Origin of the sequence: Candidatus Methanarcanum hacksteinii, assembly GCF_964305265.1 — an archaeon.
GTDB lineage: Archaea > Thermoplasmatota > Thermoplasmata > Methanomassiliicoccales > Methanomethylophilaceae > Methanarcanum > Methanarcanum hacksteinii.
Window position 1 is genome coordinate 178,844 of sequence record NZ_CAYATA010000001.1, and the last position, 24,273, is coordinate 203,116.

The following is a 24,273-nucleotide window of genomic DNA, read 5'->3' on the forward strand; positions in this document are numbered from 1 at the left end:
GATGTGTGTTGTTCGAAAGTACTCTGATATCGCCTACTCCATTCGATGAATCCGTCGATCGGTTCATGGACGAGATCGGTATAGCATGCAACTTCGTTGGTTGTCCGATCCCTGTCAACGGATACTCTGCGTTGAATCCAGCACAAAGCAAATACTACTTCTACTGGCGTTCACAACTGAGATCAGGCAAAGCTATCAGAGGCGATTATGGTTATTTCGTGCTACGCTTGAGCGAGATGCTCATCAGAGGTGACCCGAAGGAGAACCTCGAAGAGATGAAACTCATGAGGAAGTGTTGCTACCCCCTCTCACGGGAGATGCATCTCATTAATTCGACAATATGCGATTATTGCATGATCCATGACATAAATGTCAGAGGATGCTACACATACAACAACAGCAGACAGCAATCCGTGATAATCGGAGAGATCATAAGGGGTAATTTCGACATCATGAGCCCCGAACAGATCCATTCGATGGTGGATTTCAGCGGATACATGTTGGAGATAGGGGAACCTGAGACGTTCATCATATCGAGAGCACTCCATGCCTTGGATGAGAACATGATCCTGAACACCGGGATGGGAATGGCTGAGAGATATGGTCAGAAGAAGATGATACGTTACAAAGCGTTCAGCAAACTCATACAATGCACCGATGTCGATTACATACTGACCTATCACGCATATGACAGCACCATCTTCTATGAACTCTTCTCGAATGTTGCGAAATATGTCGTGAGTCTCTTCGAGAAACAATCAGGGACGAAGAAGAGAGCGACGATACCGCGCACACTCACCAAGGATGAGAGGAAGATCATCGACCGCATATTCTCCAATGATATCCCTGATTTCCCTAAACGCGAGTACGAACCCGGATTCAGCATACGTATCGAAACAGAGGATGACATACCGATGATAGATATGCAACATCCTGAGGTGTTACATCCGGAACCCGATATGAACAGATACGTAAGAGGCATGCCTTCCAAGAACATGAGAGCGTTCAGCAGTGACATCCTGAAGTACAGGAATGTCACCATCGACGAGAGGCGCAGATACATACCGTCCAACAGTTCAGGACAGATAACGTACAGCACCATGAGTCGGGAACAGGTTGAATATTATCTATTCTGGCGCACATTGGCCGAGGAACGCAAGTACACGGATTGTGACGATGGCTACATCTGGTTGTATCTTTCGGAACTGATCAATCTCGGAGAGGAAGATGATTATGTGTTACAGCACATAGGCGACATCTGTTGCGTGTACGATTCATGGTTGGCTAAGAAGACATATTGTGAATATGCATTCATCAATAAGATGCCGTTCGACCTAGTGGAACTGTCCGGCGACAATCTGATCGTCGCATTGGTGTGTCTTGACAAACTCCTCGATACCGGAAAAGGAGGTCCATCTATCGATGGCATAATGGACATCTGTTATTTCGATGAGAGAGTAAGGCAATCATATAACTATGAAGGATATGGCGATGTCATCAATCAGTCATTGTACGCCATCGATAGAAGGATCGGCGGGATCAGAGAGAAGTATCGCATAGGCACCAAACATCTAAAGGTGAAAGGATACGAGGACCTAAGATTCATAGGATCGGATGAACAACAGCAAGGGATCGTTGTAGTGCACAATTATACAGATTCAAAGGATTTCTTGGATGAATACATCGATCTTGTCAAAGGTGTGAGAGCATTCATGGATGAGAGCAAAAGCTGCAGACACATCCATGCGTTCGGGATAGATTGTATCGATATAGTCGATGATGTTGTTAGAAGATTGAATGACGAGGAACAATCGATCATCCAAAGAAGATTGGCAGACAATATCAAATTGGATTCGGAATCCATAATGAAAGCAGAGGATGATCTCCATTCGGTATATGAGATGATGGCTGTATCAGAAGATGATATACAGGATACCATGGTCGAAGAAACCGTATCCTCAGGAAGCGGATGGGATGCGTTCATATCATCAATCAATGATAGGTGCAAAGAATACCTATCGGACTTGATATCAGGAAAGACCATCAGAAAGGATAATAAGGTCGAGGATGTCATCAATTCCGTTGCTATGGACGTCATCGGCGACGTATTGATAGAGAACGGGATATTGGTCGATGATTACATAGATGATTTGAAGGGATTGCTTTGACGACGACTGTACCGAAGAGGACATTATCTGTGCTGATGAACGCATTATCATCAGGAGTGGTCCCTAGAAGAGGATTGGAATACATCGCCGTCGGTAGGAAGAAGGAGACGGAGACGTTCGTATCCGATCTCGAGGATACTGCCGAAGGCGGTGGTGCATTCAGATTCATATCCGGTCGTTTCGGCAATGGTAAGAGTTTCATGATCCAAATGGTCAGGAACTACGCACTCGACAGAGGATTCGTGACCATGGATGCCGATCTTTCCATCAACCGCAGATTGACAGGATCGAAGAAAGAGGGACTCAACACATATATGGAGCTAATCAAAACCATGGCCGTCAAGACCAGGCCCGATGGCGGAGCACTCGAACCCATGTTAGAGATCGTGGCAGATGGAATCGTCGAGGATCTCAAGGCATCAGATATGGAGATCGATCAGGATTCCGTATTCAAAAAGCTCACAAAGATGACCGAGAGCATGTCTGCGATGCAGCATTATCGCGATTTCATCAAGATGATCACTTCGTATTGCATCGATCACGCCTCCGAGAAGGACGACATACCATCAGTCAGATGGTTCAAAGGAGAGTATGACAGCAAGAATGAGGTCAAGAGGGATCTCGAGATATCGCTCCTCATCAATGATGAGAATTGGTATGATATGATCAAACTCTGGGCAGGATTCTCCAGATCCGTCGGTTACAAAGGACTCGTCGTATTCATAGATGAAGGGATAGTCCTATACAAGCTTCAGAGCAAACAATCACGTCAAAACAACTACGAACGTCTTCTCACGATATTCAATGACATAATGCAAGGAAGATCCTCGTATTTGTCGATGTATGTGTGCGGTACACCAGAATTCATCGAGGATCAGAACCGCGGTCTGTACAGCTATGGTGCATTGAGATCGAGATTGACGACAGGACGCTATGAGAACGGATATGACAACTACCTCGGGCCTGTCATAAACCTCAGACCGCTCACCAATGAGGAATTGTTCGTACTGCTCAGGACCGTTAAGGGATTACATGAACAGAGATATGATTACACATCAGAGATAGATGATCAGAAGATGGAGACGTATCTGAGATCGGTGATAGCGAATTCCGTATCACCTTCCCTTCTGACACCGAGGGAGGTCACGAGGGACCTCATAAGTCTTCTAGATACCTTGCATCAGAACCCGGGACTCCGTTTCGACAATCTGATCCATGGAAGGAAGGTGACGCCTGATGCAGATCCTGCGGACGACATCATCGAGGGTTTGGACATATGAGCGATCATGTCGAACGCATGCCATGGTTCATCCAAAACTTCATACAGAACAGCAGATGGTCTGGATTCAGGGAGATGCAGGTCAGAGTCTTCGACAGATTCTTCGATCACAATGACCATATATTGATCTCATCTGGTACATCATCAGGGAAAACAGAAGCCGCGATATTCCCGATATTGACATCGTTGTATGATGATCCCATAGGATCAGGATTCGGCGCATTGTACATCGGCCCATTGAAAGCATTGATAGACGATCAATTCGAAAGGATCGAACCGATCATCAGAGAGACCGAGATACCCGTAGCAGAATGGCATGGAGATGTGGGCCATAGCAAGAAGATCAATTCATTGAAGAATGCGAGAGGGATATTGCAGATCACACCTGAATCACTGCAGAATCTGATAGTCGACCATGATGACATATTGACCGATATCTTCGGTAATCTTCGTTTCATCGTGATAGATGAGGTACACGCATTCTCCGGCTCGAGAAGAGGATTGCAACTCCTATGCTGTCTTGAGACCATAGAGCGCAGGTGCGGATGCAGACCGAGACGTATCGGACTATCAGCTACGATCTCGGATGTACAAGGGACATGCGAATGGATATCCGCGTCCACAGGGATCGAGACGTTCCCCATCGTTGATAACAACAGGAAGGATGCTGAGATATCCATCCGTTACAATCACATCCCTTCGGCCGATATGCGTGATGGCGGAAAGGATAGAAAGATCGCACTCACAGGATTCTACAGACAACTGTTCGCGGATACCGATAGGAAGAATTGCATAATATTCACGAACAGCAGATCCACAGCAGAAAACGTCGCATCATCCCTGATGAGGATGAAGGATGCACTCGATGGAGTGAATGATGTATACGTGCATCACGGCAGCCTCTCCAAAGAATACAGGAAGTTGGCAGAGGATGCACTCAAGGACACATCCCGTACTGTTACTGTTGTATCCACATCCACATTGGAATTGGGTGTGGATGTGGGTTCATTGGATCTCATCGTACAATTAGAACCCCCACATTCATGCTCCAGTCTGATGCAGAGGATGGGTAGGTCCGGAAGACGTGATTCTCCTCAAAGGTTGATACTCTATTGCAATGAGGATGATGACAAGAGATGGAATATGCTCGGATACGTGCCGATGAATCTGATAAAGGCCATCGCAATGTGTAATCTTATTTCAGAAGGATGGGTAGAGCCATCGCCCCCGGACAGATATCCCTACGGATTGTTGTATCATCAGACCATGGAATACATGAAACGCAGAACAGGCGTACGTTTCACTAAATTGAAGGATGATGTGCTATCGATGTTCCCTTTCAGATCCATCGATGAATCCGAATACAAGATGTTGCTCAGACATATGGTCTCCACAGGGCGCATACAGAGGATGGAGGATGGTACCTTATTGATCACGCCTGAATCGGAAAGAGAGATATTCGGGCGCGATTTCTGTTCGGTCTTCACATCCGAGAAGGAGATAGAGATCAAGACACAAGGCAAGGTCATCGGTTCCATACAAAACATCCCGGAGATAGGTGCCTGCATACAGTTGGCTGGTCACGTATGGGAGATCACATCCTTCGATCCGAACACGGATACGGCAGAGGTCAAGGAATCCGATGGGGATGTCATGTCATCATGGAAATCTTCGCCGATCGACACGGATCGCATGGTAATGAAGGAGATCAGAAAAGTATTGTCTGGTTCGGAAACATACGATTTCCTGGATGAGAGAGGCAATGATCGTCTTAATGATGCAAGAGAATCCGCATCCGGAATGTTAATGCCATTCTCTGAGGCCGATAAGGGATGGAGGATGTACCCATGGACAGGGACAAGAGAATTCGATACGATCAGAAGATTCCTGGAGGATTCATTCGAAGTCGACCGTGTTTGGTGTTTCCAACCATATCTTTTGGATGTCATCACAGATTCGTCACCAGAACAGGTGATGTCGTCCATAAGGCGCATAAAACGCACGAATGATCTGTCGAGACTCATAACGGATTCTGATGACATAACAGTCGGGAAATACGATGAAGAGGTCCCGAGGGACCTCCAGGAGAAATGCTTCATTGATGCGAGATTCGAGATCGATGCGGATCTGATATGAATGGATCGTAATCCAACAATGGATTGTTCCCGTCGAATTCCTTCATCAACTCCTTGTCCATGACATCCTCTATGACCTTTATCACCTTGTCAAATGCCTTTGACCCTCCGATCAATTCCTTGTAACCGATGGCAGTATCCCTGAGGTTACACAACAGACAGTTCTCCGTTTCATACTCATTCAATTCTCCTATGGTCATTGCCATGAATGAATATGCCACATCTGATTATATCAACACGATAACTACAGTTAGTACCCTAGTCAAATTGATTGACTTTAGTAGGATCGGCTGACAAGTTTCGAATGGAAAACAGGCGACAATTCAAAATAACAGCAGAAGTGTATACAGGACAGAGGGCTAAAATGGCTACCGAATCATTCTACGAGACAATGGTAATTGATACGCCTGAGGCGGGTGCTAACCTAGCCAAGGCTATCGAGCACTATGAGAAATACGGCCCGTACATCCCTAAGAAGGTTCAAGGTATCACTAGAGATCCCGAGATCATGGACAAGATCATGGGCGTGTCTCCTAGAATTTTGAAATCTACTTCAGATGCCCGAAATATCAGATGATTGTGGATCGTCCAAGGCTATGTGAGACTTTCGGGCCTCTGTTCCATGGAACGACAATTGATATAAGAGCAGGACGTAGCATCACGTAAGGGTTGAAATCAAGATGGCTACCGAATCATTCTACGAGACAATGGTCATAGACACCCCCGAAGCGGGTGCCAACGTAGCGAAGGCCATCGAGGATTATGAGAAGCACGGGCCCTATATCCCCGGTCCTGTCCAGGGTGTCAACAACGATCCTGAACTCATAAAACAGCTAGGGGAGAAGTTACGTCAAAACCGTATGTGATCTTCAACCTGTCCTCTCTACTGTACGATCTAAACGTGAAATTCGATTTCCGCATGTGCCGCAGGACGTTCGGACAGAGATATCCGGACAGTGACGTTGACATCGAATCGGTGTCGGTATTGATGGGACATGCGAGCACCAAGACCATATCGGATACCATCCGCAACAAATTCCATTTCATCTCCGAGACCCGTGCCGAGAATATCGATGGCAAGGATTGCATCATTATCGACGTTCCCAAAGGGGATACGATCGTGGATTATGACGGAAGGTTCTACTTCCGTGTCGGCAACACCACTCAGCAATTGGATGGCATCCCCCCTCAAGAGGATTCTCCTGGATGAGATAGGGATCCAGTGGTTGGACCAGCCTTGCAAAGTCGATCTCGAAGACATCTCCGAGGATGCATTCAGATTCTTCATGAAGAAAGGGAAAGAGGCGAAGCGCATACCCGATGATGTTCCGGAGGATGACATGATGCTCGCCCTGAGGACCATGGGCCTTTTCCGCGATGATGAACTGTCGCTCACAGCGGCTCTGCTCTTCACCGAGAATCCGGACAAATACGAATACGGTGCATTCCTGAAGATAGGCCTCTTCGACAGCAATGATTGCCTCATGAGGGAGGATATGCTGGATCGCATCCCCCTTGTTCTGTTGCCGGATGAATGCATGCGCGTCCTCAACGACGAATACATCCAGCCCACCTACAGATACGATACGGGTACCGCATCCAGGGAGTTGGATTATCTCTATCCTATAGATGCCATCAGAGAACTTGTTGTGAACGCCATAGTCCATAATGATTACAGCATGCGGCAGGAGGTTGCTATATACGTCTACGAAGACAAGCTCATGGTGTATTCCTCAGGCCTCCTTCCGGAAGGGGTTACTCTGGAGAACCTCAGGGGATCCCATCCATCGGTCAAACGCAACAAGAGACTGGCCGAGGCGTTCTATGCCATGAAATACATCGAAGGATGGGGCCAAGGGATCAAGAAGGTCCTGTCCGCGTGCAAGGAGAACGGCAACCCGGAGCCGGAGTTCTCATACATGTCGAACGGGTTGCTCGTGACGCTCCATCCCAAAACGTATCGCAACATCGATCCCGAAAATATCGGATTGATTCTCGATCAGATCGATCATACGATATTATCTATAATGACGGCCAATCCTTCCGTTTCTATTACGGAAATCTCGTCCGAATCGGACCTTTCGATCAGAATCGTCAGATATCGCATCGAAAAGCTGCGTAAGAAGAATATAATTTTGAGAGAGGGTAGCAAGAAGGCCGGCAGATGGGTCGTCAACATCTGACTGTCGAAACGACTGATCTGGCGAAGTTTATTTGCCAATTTAAAAGCCAATTTTTGGCAAATAAATTGGCAAATAAATGTTCTCAGGTTTGGGGTCGAATCGGCCAGATTCCTCTGTCTTTCTATCCATGTGAGGGGCTTTCCGGCCCCCAAAACGTTTCAGGCCTCCAGGCCGTGCTTGTACAGCCACTCCGAGATCCTGTCAAATCCAGGATGAAGTTCCATTCTGCCATCCACAGTCCTCTTCTTATCCGTCGTATCGTTCGCAGTGTCGATTCTGGAGATCCTTCCGCAGAACGATGATCTGATAATGTCCGGACCGTTCGAGGAACCCGATGAGTTCTTCCTCAGAAGACAGGCAGCAGCATTCGGAGAAGCATCAGTTAGCTGATGCCATCGCAATCTAATAGCATAACCGGCCATGTTTATGTTCCTATTATGCCCTGATCATGCCCTTTCTGTAAATATTGCTGCAACCATTGTCGATTCTCTTGTCGCATGGGTGCGATAATCGGGTTATTCATAAGTATAACCCTATCAATACCATCATGTTGGTCTATCATGGGTAACTCGAAATTCTTAGATTCTTTATCGTCTGATGAGTACAAACAATTGACGAAGAAATTGTTGGAGTCTCAACGCAACACTTGTTTCATCTGTGGAAAGATCATAGATCCCGAGGTTCACCATACCAACATCGATCATATCAAACCCCTGGTCAATGGCGGCAAGGATCAGGAATCGAATTTTGCAGTCACCCATGAATCCTGTAACAAATCCAAACAGGATGCAGACCTGGAAGTCGCTCAGACCATATGCCGTCTCAACAACATCATTGAGAAAGCGACCGGTCAGGGAGAGACGCCGTCTCTGAAACATGTTTTGAACGATCTGGGCGGTTCGATTTACGATATCAATCTGGCCATCGACGGTGACCGTTTGAAATACGCATTCGACAAGCTCGGCAAGACGGACATCCTGACGACCCCTGTATTCAGAGATACACTATCCGGTGAATTGACCGCTTTCATCGATGTACCCATCCAATATCTGTATCATGATGATGACCTGAATCCGAGAGGGTTGAACAGTTCGGTCAATCTCCTGATCAAGGAGTTCCATAAAACGAATCCCCAGTTACAGATCAGTCTTGCCAGATATGATGATAACAAAATCAAGCTATTCGACGGTCAGCACAAGACTGTTGCCCAGATAATGCTGGGCGCCAGGTCTGTGCTCGTACGTCTCTTCATCAATTCTGATTTCGACAAGCTGATGGAAACAAATCTCGCTGCTGGCAAGCAGCTGAGGCAGATAGCCTTCGATAAGGCCATCGTCAGGGAATTGCATGATGGCCTCTATTCTATCCGTTTGGATCGCTATCGTACTGAGAAAGGTCTCGAACCGGATGATTGCAGCTTCTCCGAACAGAATGTAGTCGATTATTTCAAAGGAGAGAAGGCAGTCAAGACGTATGTCATCAACAGTCAGAAGAACGCTATAACCAACAGTACCGAGAACAAGTTGAAGAATTTCATCAACTTCGAAGGAAGGGGGCACTCTCATCCTCTCTCTTACAGCACTTTCGAGAAAACTATCCTCTCTACGTTCATCAATTCCAAGACGATACTCTCCACTCCTATCGGATTCAAAGTAGAGGAAGGTCAAAATCCAAGGATTTTGGAAAGAGATCAGACGATCAGGATCTGCAATCTCATTGCTGAAGAACTGCTTGTCGATCGGTTCGACGACGAAATCGGTACGTATCGTCTCGAAGATGACATCTCCAAGGAGAAGGATGCCGGAATCCCTGAGAATCACATCGTCGCATGCAGGATGTTCAAGGAAGAGGTCCTCCACGGTTGGATCGGATATGTCCGCCTCATCATCGAGAGCTATTGCGCCATCAACGGTGCCATGTACGACAAGGATAATCTCCTTCAGAGAAAATATCCCGATGTCGTTTGGACCAATGTTCGTAACTTCCTGATCAATCTGAGGGAACTGCCTCTTTGGAAGAACCGTTCTCTCTCCAATACGGTATTCGGCGGTAAGAATCCATATCTTTACTGGGAGACGATTTTCAATTCGGGTAAGACCCCGGATGGTACGACGGTCATATCCAATCCTTTGAACATCAATGATATGATCAAAACAGAATCAAAGGATTGACATCATATCTGGAACATAATCATCTCCTTCTTTTTTCAGATTTTATCTTATATTGATATCGTTTAGATTATGGTGTTGTTCAATCCCATTGTATATAATATTGTTTAATCAATACCAGGGTTTATGCATTCAGACGATTGTCAGATATCTATTAATCTATATGAGCTTGTCAAAAAGGAATCTGATGGAACTTTAACAAATGAAGATTTTACAAGAATATGGACTGATGTTGTTAGTCTTCCTATATATAGATTCGAATATGTCATCAGAACTTCTAAACATACTGCGGTTGGGTACGATAAAAATCAGGCAGTATTCTATGGTTTGCTGGTGCATATTTTTAAAACGCTTTGTAATATGAGACGTATTGTTTGTAAGAGAGTTATTGATGTGTATGTGGCTAATTTTCACATTCGTACATTAGTGGAATCATGTACACGTTTATTGTATTTTTTAGATCATCCCGAAGAAGTTGATATATTCAGGAAAAATTCGATTAAACCAGAATTAAAATTTAAAAAAATAATACTAGATAATATGAACTCTCGTGATAAGGATTTTTATTGTGGGGAATCAGAATATGAAGAAAATCTTTTAAAATCCATTCAAGAAAGTTTGGATTCTGCAGAATATGATGGCAATGAAGCAATTCCTAAATTGCATAACATGTATGAGATGATGCAGGATCAAGATCTAACTATCATGTATACTCCATATGCTTCATCGAGTCATTTTGTTCATTGCGATTGATCAGCTATTTTTAAATACTATTTGGACGAGAATGGTGGAAAATATTATCCATGCTTTGATGATTACGAAGTTGACATTAGATTGTTAAATCCAATATTGCTTTTATGCTATCATACTTTGAGAATTTTTCTTTTAAAATATCCTGGACATTGCGTAGAACAATCATTGTTGGATGATATTAAATTTGATAAAAATATAATCGCAATACTAGAAAGAATGCATCATAATTATCTTCATAAAATGCCGTTAGAAACTGATATAGAACAATTTATTGAATTATAATTATGATATTGCATGATAATAGGAAATTAAAAATAATATTATTATCAATTAAATTTAGGTATGCTGGGGGCACACTTCCGTGTGCCCCTTTTTCAAGCTTCGAGACCGTGTTTGTAAAGCCACTCCGAGATCCCATCGAATCCGGGATAGAGCTTCATCCTATCGTCGATGGTTCTCTTTTTGTCCATAGGACTCAGAGAGAAATCGCACTCGATCGCTGCGACCTCTTTAAGTATGACCGCATCCAGGACCTCATCCGGAACATCGTTTGAATCCAATGCCTTGTTCACGGTGACGACCCTCATGAGCATGGATGACCATGCTCCCTTCGTCTCAGTGGGTTCTTTGGACCAGAAGATCTTCATTTTCTCGGTGTCTCCTATGAACCCGTTCTCCCTGAGTCTGTTCAGGGATTCCTCCAAATCCTTGTGCTCTCCGTCGTCGAAGCTGATCCTGCGGTCCCTCTGGATGAACATCGGCTGGGTCGTGTCCACAAACTCCGGTGCGGTCAGCCATTCGATGACCTTGTTGGAGTAGCTGCATTCATCACCCTGGATCTTGGTGAATATCGTCCTTGCCAGGCTCTCAAGGACCTCCACAGGTGCGTTCTTGAGGTAATCGCTCACCTGGAACTCGGCCCATCTGTAGGACCTTTGCCAGCGGATCTTGAAGTCGCGGTATGCCGCGAACTCTGCGGATGTATCGCATTCGAAGTCATTTCCGACCTTCTTGAAGGTCTCGTTCAGTATCTCATCTGTTGTAGTCATTTCTTACAACTCCTTTTTCTTTCGGGGTTCACGCCCCGCAATGAAGGAAAAAAGAGAGCTGCTTACGTGGATTCACGTGATGCGAGCATTATAACAACCGAAGCGAGCTGAACGGAAGACACGATATGCTTGCTCGATATCGGAATGAAGGGGCGTGGCCCAAAGAAGATTTTTTTGAGTTTGACATATCGGAGGCTGATATGACGTGATAATAACATCCGTTCTGAATCACTCCATTTCAATCATTAACAACCAAAAATATGGTTGAACTTAACGGAATCTAGCCATAGGATTATAGTCTGTTTACACTTACATTCTTATAATGACAGAACGGCTTGAGATGTGTACGAAGGATCTATCCCAGGAGAAGATTCGTTTGCTGGGTGAACTTTTCCCGAACTGCATTACGGAATCGAAAGAGAATGAGAAGGTCGTCCGTTCAGTGGATTTTGATGCTCTGAGGCAGGAATTGTCCGATCATGTCGTTGAAGGTCCGAAAGAAAGATATCAGTTCACATGGCCGGATAAGAATAAGGCAAGGGTTCTCGCAAACGCCCCGACTACCATGACTCTTCGTCCCTGCAGGGAAGAAAGTGTTGATTTTGATACTACGAAGAATCTTTATATCGAGGGGGACAACCTTGAGGTCCTTAAGATTTTGAGGGAGACATATCTCGGTAAGATCAAGATGATCTATATCGATCCGCCGTACAATACTGGGAACGATTTTGTTTATGATGATGATTATTCGATGAGTGCTGAGGAATATTCTCAAAAAAGTGGCGACATTTCTGATTCAGGCGAGCGTCTTGTTCTCAATACCAGCAGTAATGGTAGATTCCATACTGACTGGTTGAATATGATTTATCCCCGGTTAGTATTAGCTCGTGATTTACTATGTGATGATGGAGCGATTTTTTTAAGTATAGATGATTGTGAAGAATGCAATCTTAAAAAAATATGTGATGAAATATTTGGAGAATCTAATCATATTAATTCGATATCCGTCAAAATGAGTGAATTGTCGGGAGTGAAGATGAAACATCTTAATAAATATGCTAAATTGAAAGAAACTTTATATATATATGCAAAAAACGCTAATAAAATACAATTAACCATTGAAAAAAAACATAAAGATCCTGAATCTTTAGAAAAATACCTAAAATATTATTCTAATATTATCACCAATATTGATGATCCTTGTGAGAAATGGGTTATAAAGCCATTGAATCAATATTTCAAAGAATTAGGTATTTCGATACAAAATAATGAGATAAATAACTGGAAACTAGAAAATGCGAATAAATTAATTTATCGTACAAATAGTAAAACTATTGATAATTATATCAAATATGGAGGAGATTCAAAAGGTATTTGTAAAATTATAAATGGAGATGGGAATGAAATAATAAAATGGGATGATAAAGAAATGTTATTCTTGTCTAAATATGTAGATGAATATATTGGAGATATTTGGACAGATGTATCTACAATTAACTTAAACAAAGAAACTGAATCAGTAGTATTTGAAAATGGACAGAAGCCTGTCTTTATGCTGAAGAGAATTATTAAAAGTTTAAATCTAAGAAATGAAATCATTTTAGATTTTTTTGCAGGTTCTTCATCAACAGCTTATGCAACAATCCTTCAAAATTTAGAAGATTCTGGCAATAGGCAATACATAATGGTTCAAATACCTGAAGATTTAGATAAAAAAATGATTAATACGTCGGGAACCACTAAACAAACAATTAACGAAATAATTGATTTTTTAGATTCGATATCAAGACCGCATGTGCTAACCGAAATTGGAAAAGAACGCATTCGTCGTCTTGGTAAAAAAATTCAAAATCAGAGAAATGACATAGATATTGGTTTCCGTGTCTACAAACTTGATTCTTCTAACATGACTGACGTTTTTTTTAATCCAGAATCATTCAAACAGATGAATGTAGAAGAATTCGGAAATAATGTGAAACCAGATCGTTCTTCTGAGGATCTTCTTACGCAGGCAATGCTCGAACTTGGAATAGAACTTTCTGCTAAAATCGAAACAAAATCAATTGAAAATACTCCTGTTTCGATAGTAGATGACGGATATCTGGTTGCTTGTCTATCAGATTTATGTTCTGAATCGACCATCACTGCTCTTGCCAAGAGAGAGATCAAACCTACTTATGCTGTCATCCGTAACGGGCCTGGAATGACCGATCAGATGCTTTCCAATATAGAACAGATCTTCAAGACATACAGTCCTGGAACCGAAGTTCGTCTTATTTGATTGGGTGGGATCATGAGATTTAATTTCAAGATTCAACCATATCAAACTGATGCTGTCGAGAGCATAGTGGATGTTTTCGAGGGAGAATGCTTCGATGATTCGAACACGTATGTCTTCGATATGGGTGCATACTACAATCGTTTGTTAAAAACAAAAGATGTGGAAGCATATTCTAATCATCCCCTCACGTTGGAAGATGATCAGTTGTTGGATAATATAAAACGCATCCAAAGAAGTTCTGATATTAGTATATCCAAGGATCTTGATAATACTCTTGGTAAATGTTCATTAGATATCGAGATGGAAACCGGGACAGGAAAGACCTATGTTTACATTAAGACGATGTTCGAGTTGAACAAACGCTATGGTTGGAGTAAATTCATCGTTGTTGTTCCCAGTATCGCTATCCGCGAAGGTGTGAGAAAGACTTTCGAAATAACTCAGAATCACTTTATGGAACATTATCAGAAGAAGGCCAGATTCTTTGTTTATGATTCTTCTAATCTGCAGATGCTTGATGATTTCTCCCGCAGATCAGGAATCAATGTAATGATTATCAATTCTCAAGCATTCGCATCTTCTCTCAAAGAGGGCGGAACTAGCAAGGAAAGTAGGATCATCTATAGTGTGCGCGATGAATTCCAATCTCGTCGTCCTATCGATGTTATTGCTGCCAATAATCCGATCATTATTTTAGATGAACCTCAGAAACTCAGCGGAAAAGCGACACAGGATGCTCTGAAGAAAAACTTCAATGCTCTATTCTCGATGAACTTCTCAGCCACCCATAAGGTCAATCACAATCTGATCTATTCATTGGATGCGCTCGATGCGTACAATCAAAAACTTGTCAAGAAGATCGAAGTCAAAGGTATTGAGACAAAGAATCTGGCTGGAACATCTTGCTATATTTATCTCGATGATATTGTATTAGACTCCAAACTTCCTCCTAGAATAAGAATCGAGATGGAAATCTCCTATTCCAATGGTGTGAGACGTGATACCCGTATCTTATCTCAGGGAGATAATCTCTATATCGAATCTAGAAACTTGGAAACATATCGTGATGTTTTTGTTACACACATCGACCCTAATCAGAACTATGTAGAGTTCAGTAATGGTCTGAAGTTATCCCCGGGTGAAGTCAATGGAGATACTTCCGAGGAAAACCTTCGCAGAATACAGATCAGAGAAACAATCCTTTCTCATTTTGAAAAAGAAAATCAACTTTTCAAGAAGGGGATAAAGTGCTTATCGCTTTTCTTCATCGATCAGGTGGATAATTATCGTCAGTATGATGAGTCCGGCAACCCCATTCTTGGACCGTTTGGAAAGATGTTCGAAGAGGAATATTCTCGCATCCTAAATGAACGTGGACAATTCTTCGAACCTGAGTATATTGAGTATGTAAAATCCATTCCAATAGAATCTACGCACAGGGGATATTTCAGTATCGATAAGAAGACAAAACGTAACATCGATAGTCCTATCAAGGGCAAGTCTGAATATTCTGATGATGTTGATGCATATGATCTCATTCTTAAGGACAAGGAAAGACTGCTCAGTTTTGAAGAACCTACTCGTTTTATATTCTCCCACTCCGCACTCAGCGAAGGTTGGGATAATCCCAATGTCTTCCAGATCTGTGCTTTGAAGCATTCGGATAGCAGCATCAGAAAACGTCAGGAAGTGGGTCGCGGTTTACGTCTATGTGTTAATTCAAATGGAGAGAGAATGGACCTGGAAGAATGCGGGAATCTCATTCATGACATCAATAAACTCACTGTCATCGCCAGCGAGGGGTATGATTCATTTGTCAAAGACCTCCAAAAAGAGATTTCCGAGGATCTCCGTGAGAGACCAACGAAGATCGATAAGGATTTACTTTCCGGAATGAGAGTTACGATTGAGGGCGAAGGAAAGGTAATCTCCGGCGAGGTTGCCAATAAGATCTATCATCAGCTCATTCGTTTGGGATATATCGATGATTCTGATATGCCCACAGAGGATTGTAGAAAAGCCATAGAATCGGGTATCGCGTTCTTCGATTCAACCTCCGAATTGGCTGCATACAATGATGCTGCCATGGAATTGGTTCGTATAGTCGTTGAAGGAGGTACACTCGAAGGAATGATTGATGATGGGAAGAAGACCCGCATCAAAGAAAATCGTCTCAATGACAACTTCAACAGGAAGGAATTTCAGGCGCTATGGCACGAAATCAATCACAAATACACATATCGCGTGGAATATGATAGCCAGGAACTCATCCGTAAATCGATCAAATCCATTAACGATAGTCTGTTCGTTAGCAGATTGTCGTACATTATCACCAGTGGCAATCAAGATGAACAACTAAATGAGAATGATCTCAAAAAAGGGAAGGCTTTCGAAAAGAAGAAACAAGAGACGAAAGAACTGGTAAGTTCCGGTTCATCCGTAAAGTACGATCTCGTCGGAGAGATTGCTACAGGTTCAACGATCACCCGCAACACGGCAGTCGAGATTCTTAAAGGAATTGAACAGAAGAAATTCGATATGTTCAGACAGAACCCGGAGGAATTCATTACCAAGGTATGCAAACTCATAAAAGATGCAAAAGCCACGATGATCGTTGATCACATCACTTATAATAGAATCGATGAGACTTATGACAGCTCCATCTTTACCGAGAGTAAAACTAGTTGCGACCCCATGAAAGCTTTCGAGGGAACTAAACATATCTTGGACTATGTGTTCACCGATGGATTGGCTGAGGATAGTGTGGAGAGAAGATTTGCCGAATCACTCGACAAAGCTGAAGAAGTCGCGGTCTATGCCAAGCTTCCTAAGGGATTTAAGATTCCTACGCCTGTCGGTAACTACTCCCCGGACTGGGCTATCGCATTTGATGATTCTCATGGAATCAAACACATCTTTTTCATCGCTGAGACTAAGGGCAGCATGGATTCCATGCAGTTGAAACCAATCGAGAAGGCGAAGATCCATTGTGCTGAGAAGATCTATAATGTTCCTGGAAGTAACGTTCGCTATCATCACGTGGATACATACGAGAATCTTCTCAAGCTGATCAAAGATATGGATTGATACCATGGAACTTCTCGATAATGTGAACAGGACCATGGGCGATGATCTTAAGGAGACCATCCAGAAGGGAAGCAGGATACGTATAGCCTCAGCTACCTTTTCTATATACGCATTCCAGGAGCTGAAGAAGCAATTGGAAGGGGTCAAGGAGTTTGATTTCATATTCACTTCTCCAACATTCGTGAAAGAGAAGGCCCCGAAGGAGAAGAGGGAGTTCTACATCCCTCAGATCTCCAGGGAGAAGAGCATCTACGGTACGGAGTTCGAGGTCCGTCTGAAGAACGAATTGACTCAGAAAGCCATAGCCAAGGAATGTGCTAATTGGATCAGAAGGAAGGCAAAGTTCCGTACCAATATCACATCCAGTGGGATGAATTCATTCATGTGTGTATCTCAGGAAGGCGATGGGTTGGCATACACCCCTCTGATCGGATTCACAACCGACGGCCTCGGATTCGAGAATGGGAACAGCATCAGCAATTACGTCATGAAGTCCGGTTATTCTGAAAGCAGACAATTCCTCCAATTGTTCGATGCCATATGGAACAGCCCAGAGAGACTTCAGGATGTGACGGATCAGGTTTTGGATTCCATTACCGCGGCATATGTCGAGAACCCTCCAGAGTTCATATATTTCATGACTCTGTACAACATCTTCAACGAATTCCTGGAGGACATATCTGAGGATTATCTTCCGAGGGAGGGAGTAGGATTCAAGGAGTCGAAGATCTGGAATACGCTGTATCCGTTCCAAAAGGATGCTTCATTATCCATAATCAACAAGCTGGAGACTTATAGCGGTTGCATACTCGCAGACAGCGTCGGATTGGGAAAGACATACACCGCGCTATCAGTGATCAAATACTATGAGTGCAGGAACAAGTCCGTTCTCGTTCTATGTCCAAAGAAGCTGTCTGAGAACTGGAATGTCTATCGTAACAAATATAGAAATAATCCATTGATCGATGACCGTTTCAGGTATGATGTCCTGTATCATACGGATCTATCTCGCAAGAGAGGGATGTCCAACGGAATGGATCTATCGAAAATCATCTGGGAAAACTACGACCTCGTGGTCATTGATGAATCCCATAATTTCAGGAACGGCGGGAACCCAGACGACGAGAAGATGAACCGTTATCAGAAGCTCCTGGATGATGTGGTCAAGAAAGGTGTGGAGACCAAGGTCCTTATGTTGTCCGCTACACCGGTGAACAACAGATTCAATGATCTCTACAATCAGTTGAAGATTGCCTTCGCCGGTAATGAACTCCTGTCCGAGACCAATCTGAAGCTTTCGTCCTCGGTAGAGGATGTATTTGCCCGTGCGCAGCGGTCTTTTATCAGGTGGAGCAATCTTCCTGTCGAGGAAAGAACGACAGATCAGCTTCAGAAGATGCTCGATTTCGATTTCTTCACTCTCCTGGACAGTGTGACCATCGCACGTTCGAGAAGGCACATAGAGAAGTACTATTCCATGGAGGGTATCGGCAGATTCCCGACGCGTCTCAATCCCATATCACTCCATCCGGGAATCTCGGATCTTCCGAACGTCATGCCTTACAAGGAGATCAATGCCGAACTCGACCGTCTGAAGCTGGCGATCTACATCCCTACTGATTATGTTCTTGCAAGCAAACGCTTCAAATATGTTGGTCCCGAGAACACCAATCGTTCCGGCCGTGAAAGAGGAATCAGGAAACTAATGTCCATTTCGCTTCTTAAGAGGCTTGAAAGTTCCATCCATTCATTTCGCATAACCTTGATGAAGGTCATAAACAGAGTCAATCAAACAATCGAAGCGATAGACCGCTACGAGACTACAAGACAGAAGATCGTTCTGAAAGGATATGAACTCGATACGGACGAGATCGATCCGGACATGGATACGGACGAGATCTTCATGACGCAGAAAGAGTTTCAGATTGACATCGGGGACATGGACTACATTACTTGGAGGGCACATCTCCATTACGATAGCGCTGTCATGTCCAACATCCTGAAGCGTCTCGAACCTGTTACTCCGGAACACGATCTGAAGCTGAATACACTTCGCAAGGTCGTACTGGATAAGACCGCGAATCCTATCAATCCTGGTAACAGGAAGGTTCTGATCTTCTCGGCTTTCTCGGATACGGTCGAATACCTCTATCATCAACTGTCAACGGATCCTGTATTGAAGGAATTCCATTTCGGAAAGGTGACTGGTTCCAAAGGATCGGAATCGACGCTACCTCGTGTAGGCACGGATTTCAATGATGTCCTCACATGCTTCTCGCCGATATCCAAGGATAAAGAGAAGGTCATGCCGGATGTCGAAGGGGAGATCGACATCTTGATCGGTACAGACTGCATATCCGAGGGACAAAACCTTCAGGATTGCGACTTCTGTATCAACTATGACATCCACTGGAATCCCGTAAGGATCATCCAGAGGTTCGGAAGGGTGGATCGTATCGGTAGCAGAAACGAGAGAATCCAACTCGTTAATTTCTGGCCCGATATGGATCTGGACGAGTATATCAATCTCAAAACGAGGGTTGAGGACCGCATGAAAGTGTCCGTCCTGACTTCGACAGGTGATGATGATCCCATCAATATGGGCGAACATGGAGACCTGGATTACAGGAAGCAGCAATTAAAGAGGCTTCAGGAAGAGGTCGTCGATATTGAGGATATGCAATCGGGCGTATCCATTTTGGATCTTGGATTGAACGAATTCCGTTTGGATCTTCTGGATTACATCAAAACTCACGGTGATTTGGAAAGGACGCCTTTCGGCCTTCATACTGTGGTTCCATCGTCGAAAGATACTCCGCCCGGGATCGTGTTTGTATTGAAGAACATCAACGACAGCGTCAACGTTGACCGGCAGAATAGACTCCATCCGTTCTATATGGTCTACATCTCCGACGAGGGACAGGTACTGTGCGATCACCTCTCTCCGAAGAAGATGTTGGATCTGATGCGCTTCGAGTGCCGGGATCGTGACACCCCGTACAAAGAGCTCTGCGACAGATTCAATGCGGAGACGAGGGACGGAAAGGATATGGCCCGTGTCTCAGAGCTTTTGAGCCAATCCATCGACACGATAATCGAGAGGAAGGATCAATCCGATCTGGACGATTTTCTTTCCGGCAAGGACATAAGCTTCGGAGGACCGAAGATCAAAGGCATCGATGATTTTGAACTCATCTGTTTCCTGGTGATAAGGTGAGTTTCGGCCTTCCCCCTTCTACCGAGATCAATAATATCATCTCGAAAAAAGCGATCATCGAGAAGTTCTCTCTTTCGGGACAGGAACGTACGAGATTCGATTCCTCCATCCATAGGATCGTCATCTCCAATGAGATCTCTCCACGTACAGTGAATATCCCGCCGGGAGATATCAAGAACATCTTTATCCTAAAGGCAGAGCTTCGCGAGGAGGATTGCGATCCCCGCGTCCTGTCAATGCTGTTCGATCTCATAGGCCAGAGGATGGTCATCGTTCTCCAATGCGGCATCAGATGCAAGCCAACGGTGTTCAATGATATTCTGATCGAAGGAGAGTGGATGCTACAATCCGATTTCTCATTAACCCTTGAAGGATTGGATCTCGATAATGTCTGGAAGAACCTTGTGATACAGATAGGACATATCGAGATGGAAGAGGGCAATAGTCTTTCTGATCAGATCTCCAAGAATGAGAGACGCAAGGCGAAAGAAGTACAAATTGCCCAGCTAACGAAGAAGATGATGAGCGAGAAGCAGCCTAAGAAGAAAAGGGAACTATTCGAGCAGATACAATCTATTCGTAATGAAGGTAAAAACTGATGACTATTCAAAGAGTAATTATTAAAAATTTCAAAAAATTCAAATTTCTTTCTCTTGATTTGAATGATGATTTAAATATATTGGTTGGAGACAATGGGTCTGGAAAATCAACAATAATGGAAGCAATTCATCTGGCCCTTACAGGAATGTATCGTGGAAGACAATTGAAAAATGAATTGTCACAGGATCTGTTTAATAAAACTGAAACTGATGAATACATTGAACATACATCTAAAGGGGAGTATAATCTACCGCCATCCATTACTATAGAGTTGTATCTTAAAAATGTGTCGCCAAGATTACGTGGTAACAGAAATTCAATGAAAGAAGATTGTGAAGGCATATTCTATACCATTGAATTTGATGAACAATATAGAGAAGAATATCGGACTCTTGTTGTTCAAAAAGAAATTACAGACATCCCCATAGAATATTATCATGTTATTTGGAATACTTTCGCTGATGCACCTGTTTCTAATAGGAATATATCGTTAAAGACTGCTTTTATTGATTCTGTCAATTATAGGTATCAGAACGGTTTGGATGTATACATTAATCGTATAATGAAAAATGTAATGACATCTGATGACGAGATACAAATAATTCAAACTCATCGCTTCTTGCAAAAAACGTTCAAGGAAGAATCATCGATTCAAAAGATTAATGATCGTATTCGTGACCAGTTCAAAGATACAATAGGCGAGGTATCCATTTCTGTAGAACTTGGTTCAAGAACTGCCTGGGAATCTAATCTCATTACTCAATTGAATGGGACGCCATTCGATAATATCGGTCGTGGCAAACAATGTATGTTGAAAACAGAGTTGGCATTGTATAATACGGATGAAGAAGCAAATATAGTGCTGATTGAAGAACCGGAAAATCATCTATCATTTTCCAATATGAATAGGCTTATTCATACTATATCTCAAAATACAATTCATAATCAGACCATTGTCACTACCCATAGTAGTTTTGTAGCTAATAATCTAGGTCTTAGTCACATCATTATCCTTGGAAGTGATGGAGATGTAAGAAGACTCAAAGATGTTGATCCAGATGATTTTTTCAAGAAACGGTCTGGTTATGATACGTTGAGGATTGTTTTATCAAAGAAAACAATACTAGTAGAGGGTGATTCGGATGATCTCATCATACAAAAAGCGTACTACGACAAGAACGGCCATTACCCTCATGAAGATGGAATTGACATTATTGCGGTCGGTACATCTTTTAGAAGATTCTTATCAATTGCCAAGGAGTTGAAATTACAAGTAAATGCTGTGATGGATAATGATGGACATCCAGAAAAAAGAGCTGAACAGTTCGAAGAATATATTTCAGATAAGATAAAGATCTGTTATTCAGAATCTGTACGTCCCAATCCTACATCTGATTTAAGATATAATGCCAATACATTAGAACCTGAACTATATTATTCTGATTCCAAAACGATTAAAGAAATATTGAATTACAATGGTTCAGACGAAGAAATTCTATTATACATGCATAATAACAAAGTTGATTGCGCTTTGAAGATTTTCAGTTCAGAGAAGAAGATATCAATGCCAGATTATATCGAGAGGGCGATTTCTTTTGACGACTGAAATAATCGTAGCCTGTGCAGGTTCTGGAAAAACACAATATATTCTTGATTCAGCTTTAGCTTGTCAGGATGAAATTGCAATAGTAACATATACAGAACAGAATAGGGATTCTATCATTCAGAGAATTGTACAAAAATGTGGATCTGTTCCAGGCAGAATAACGGTACAGACTTGGTTTTCATTTATGATAGAGCATGGAATTAAGCCTTATTTGTCTCAAATAACGGATAAGAAAATTACGGGACTTTGTTTTACTAGTCCCCCCAAGTATATTAAAAAAACAGAACTCGATTATTACTTTAATGATGATATGGAAGTATATCGGGATCGTGTATCCGATTTAGTGATTTTATTGAATGAAAAGAATTCTGGAAAAGTCATTAACAGAATTGGTATGATTTTTAATCATATCTATTTTGATGAGGGTCAAGATCTTTCAGGATACGATTATGATCTAATCGAGCTTATTCAAGATAACATAGATGTTACGTTAGTGGGAGATCCACGTCAACGTACATATGTAACCAACAACGGAATGAAAAACAAAACATACGCAGATATCTTTGATTATTTCAAGAAGAAACATGTATTCATTAATTATAATAAACTCAATGTAAATCATAGATGTGTAACAAAAATCGGTGAATTATCTGATCTATTATTTCCTGATCTTCCACATACCACATGTGATTTAACAATTAGTAATATTCATTGTGGTATTTTTTATGTGAAAAAGTGTGATATCGAGTCGTATCTAAAACAGATACCAAATGTTGTACAATTACGTTATAATCGTACAACAAAATGTTCTAAAATAAGTCCTGTTTCAAATTTTGGTGAATCGAAAGGATTAGAATATGATCATGTTTTAATATATCTTACAGAAAAAATGTTCAAATGGCTTGATGATAATGATTATCAACTTTCCGGGGAAACACGTTGTAAATTATATGTTGCAATAACAAGAGCAAAATACAGTGTTGCTTTCGTAGTTCCCGATAACGATTGCTCTCATAATCATTGGTTTTCACAAGAGATAAGTCAACAAGCCAAATGATACATCATTTTTCATTTTCTTATGTTATAATGATGAATGATCGTTTCTTTTAGCCGGAGTCTTCCGATCCCAGATGTATTTGTTGCAGCATATCTGCCTTTCAGTGTTCTTGCAATTCAGATGCCGTCCGTTGCTCTTGTTCCTTCTCAGGCATGTGCTGCAGTTCTTCTCAACAGGATACATCGCAGGATTCTCCAATACCGGTACGTCATATGATAGCTGCAATCTGATCCCCATCAGTTCGGCGCATTCACATATCTGATTGAACTGCGCATTCGGAATCATCGAGTCCTGTATGTTTCCCATGGAATCGATACGCTTCGCATCCTCCACGGATATGTTCCTGGAGAACGGACTCAGTGCCGGCGTTCCGTATACGTACTCCCGCCTCCAGGCCATCATCTCCCTCAGAAGTTGATGCCTGTAGCATTCTATCGCGAAATGCTCCAGATCGGTCGTGGGATCGTACGGGTGGAGATCGTACCTGTCGATCGTATCGTCTGAACGTATCTCTGTGAGATACTCTCCCGAATCGAGTCTGATGTGCAGCACATCCCCATCGATCCAAGCCTCCTTCAGAGGTTCGTAGACCCAATCATGGATCTGCATCCCGTTCAGGTAATGCCATCTGTACGGATGCGGGTCCATGCAGTCCATCACATCCCCTCGGACCGGACCATCTTCTTCATC

The 24,273-nt window shown here is 42.8% G+C and carries 19 protein-coding genes; 16 read left to right on the top strand and 3 right to left on the bottom strand.

From position 1 onward, the window contains the following. Positions 1-8 precede the first annotated feature (8 nt). Genes ACI2NF_RS00755 through ACI2NF_RS00765 form a run of 3 tightly spaced genes read left to right on the top strand, consistent with a single transcriptional unit; the run spans position 9 to position 5,583 of the window. On the top strand, positions 9-2,168 hold the full coding sequence (locus ACI2NF_RS00755) for a hypothetical protein (protein ID WP_400210945.1): 2,160 nt from the start codon (positions 9-11) through the stop codon (positions 2,166-2,168). After that, positions 2,165-3,448 (top strand): ATP-binding protein, encoded by a 1,284-nt coding sequence (locus tag ACI2NF_RS00760; RefSeq protein ID WP_400148040.1) that lies wholly within the window; start codon positions 2,165-2,167, stop codon positions 3,446-3,448. Before ACI2NF_RS00755 ends, ACI2NF_RS00760 begins: the two co-directional genes overlap by 4 nt. Beyond that, complete coding sequence (locus ACI2NF_RS00765) at positions 3,445-5,583, top strand: DEAD/DEAH box helicase (protein ID WP_400195659.1); 2,139 nt, start codon at positions 3,445-3,447, stop codon at positions 5,581-5,583. Before ACI2NF_RS00760 ends, ACI2NF_RS00765 begins: the two co-directional genes overlap by 4 nt. On the opposite strand, the gene ACI2NF_RS00770 is transcribed toward ACI2NF_RS00765, so the two are convergent. Continuing rightward, positions 5,543-5,788 carry a hypothetical protein gene (locus tag ACI2NF_RS00770; protein ID WP_400148037.1) on the bottom strand — a complete coding sequence of 82 codons (246 nt, stop codon included), beginning with the start codon at positions 5,786-5,788 and terminating at the stop codon, positions 5,543-5,545. The two genes, ACI2NF_RS00765 and ACI2NF_RS00770, sit on opposite strands and share 41 nt — an antisense overlap. A gap of 158 nt (positions 5,789-5,946) precedes the next feature. Here ACI2NF_RS00770 and ACI2NF_RS00775 point away from each other — a divergent pair, with 158 nt between their 5' ends. From ACI2NF_RS00775 to ACI2NF_RS00805, 7 genes are all read left to right on the top strand, one after another. After that, positions 5,947-6,159 (top strand): hypothetical protein, encoded by a 213-nt coding sequence (locus tag ACI2NF_RS00775; RefSeq protein WP_400149187.1) that lies wholly within the window; start codon positions 5,947-5,949, stop codon positions 6,157-6,159. 103 nt (positions 6,160-6,262) lie between these two features. After that, complete coding sequence (locus ACI2NF_RS00780) at positions 6,263-6,448, top strand: hypothetical protein (RefSeq protein ID WP_400152053.1); 186 nt, start codon at positions 6,263-6,265, stop codon at positions 6,446-6,448. 53 nt (positions 6,449-6,501) lie between these two features. Continuing rightward, positions 6,502-6,792 (top strand): hypothetical protein, encoded by a 291-nt coding sequence (locus tag ACI2NF_RS00785; protein WP_400210946.1) that lies wholly within the window; start codon positions 6,502-6,504, stop codon positions 6,790-6,792. Then, the gene (locus tag ACI2NF_RS00790) at positions 6,731-7,765 is read left to right on the top strand and encodes an ATP-binding protein (protein ID WP_400195662.1); all 1,035 of its coding nucleotides are present in this window, start codon (positions 6,731-6,733) and stop codon (positions 7,763-7,765) included. Before ACI2NF_RS00785 ends, ACI2NF_RS00790 begins: the two co-directional genes overlap by 62 nt. Positions 7,766-8,032: 267 nt before the next feature. Beyond that, positions 8,033-8,155: a hypothetical protein gene (locus ACI2NF_RS00795; RefSeq protein WP_400195663.1), complete on the top strand. Its 123-nt coding sequence runs from the start codon at positions 8,033-8,035 to the stop codon at positions 8,153-8,155. Positions 8,156-8,325: 170 nt separating this feature from the next. After that, positions 8,326-9,936, top strand: a complete 1,611-nt coding sequence (locus ACI2NF_RS00800) for an HNH endonuclease (protein WP_400195665.1) — start codon at positions 8,326-8,328, stop codon at positions 9,934-9,936. A gap of 123 nt (positions 9,937-10,059) precedes the next feature. After that, positions 10,060-10,686 carry a DUF5677 domain-containing protein gene (locus ACI2NF_RS00805; RefSeq protein ID WP_400210947.1) on the top strand — a complete coding sequence of 209 codons (627 nt, stop codon included), beginning with the start codon at positions 10,060-10,062 and terminating at the stop codon, positions 10,684-10,686. Between the two features lie 374 nt (positions 10,687-11,060). Here the strand turns inward: ACI2NF_RS00805 and ACI2NF_RS00810 are convergent, their stop codons facing one another. Further along, positions 11,061-11,735: a hypothetical protein gene (locus ACI2NF_RS00810; RefSeq protein WP_400210948.1), complete on the bottom strand. Its 675-nt coding sequence runs from the start codon at positions 11,733-11,735 to the stop codon at positions 11,061-11,063. 322 nt (positions 11,736-12,057) lie between these two features. Between ACI2NF_RS00810 and ACI2NF_RS00815 the strand changes: the two genes are divergently transcribed. From ACI2NF_RS00815 to ACI2NF_RS00840, 6 genes are read left to right on the top strand one after another with little or no spacing between them, the layout of a single operon-like run. Then, entirely contained in the window at positions 12,058-14,016 is a 1,959-nt protein-coding gene (locus ACI2NF_RS00815; protein WP_400210949.1) for a site-specific DNA-methyltransferase, read from the top strand. 12 nt (positions 14,017-14,028) lie between these two features. Then, complete coding sequence (locus ACI2NF_RS00820; protein WP_400195670.1) at positions 14,029-17,103, top strand: type III restriction-modification system endonuclease; 3,075 nt, start codon at positions 14,029-14,031, stop codon at positions 17,101-17,103. 4 nt (positions 17,104-17,107) lie between these two features. After that, positions 17,108-20,320, top strand: coding sequence for a helicase-related protein (locus ACI2NF_RS00825; RefSeq protein ID WP_400195671.1), 3,213 nt, complete (start codon positions 17,108-17,110; stop codon positions 20,318-20,320). Then, a complete protein-coding gene (locus tag ACI2NF_RS00830) occupies positions 20,317-20,919 on the top strand; it encodes a DUF4391 domain-containing protein (protein ID WP_400195673.1) in 603 nt (200 codons plus the stop codon). Before ACI2NF_RS00825 ends, ACI2NF_RS00830 begins: the two co-directional genes overlap by 4 nt. After that, positions 20,919-22,526, top strand: a complete 1,608-nt coding sequence (locus ACI2NF_RS00835; RefSeq protein ID WP_400195675.1) for an ATP-dependent nuclease — start codon at positions 20,919-20,921, stop codon at positions 22,524-22,526. The genes ACI2NF_RS00830 and ACI2NF_RS00835 overlap by 1 nt, the downstream gene beginning before the upstream one ends. Further along, the gene (locus tag ACI2NF_RS00840; protein ID WP_400195676.1) at positions 22,516-23,583 is read left to right on the top strand and encodes a 3'-5' exonuclease; all 1,068 of its coding nucleotides are present in this window, start codon (positions 22,516-22,518) and stop codon (positions 23,581-23,583) included. Before ACI2NF_RS00835 ends, ACI2NF_RS00840 begins: the two co-directional genes overlap by 11 nt. A 24-nt stretch (positions 23,584-23,607) precedes the next feature. Here the strand turns inward: ACI2NF_RS00840 and ACI2NF_RS00845 are convergent, their stop codons facing one another. Next, on the bottom strand, positions 23,608-24,240 hold the full coding sequence (locus tag ACI2NF_RS00845) for a hypothetical protein (RefSeq protein WP_400210950.1): 633 nt from the start codon (positions 24,238-24,240) through the stop codon (positions 23,608-23,610). Positions 24,241-24,273 lie beyond the last annotated feature (33 nt).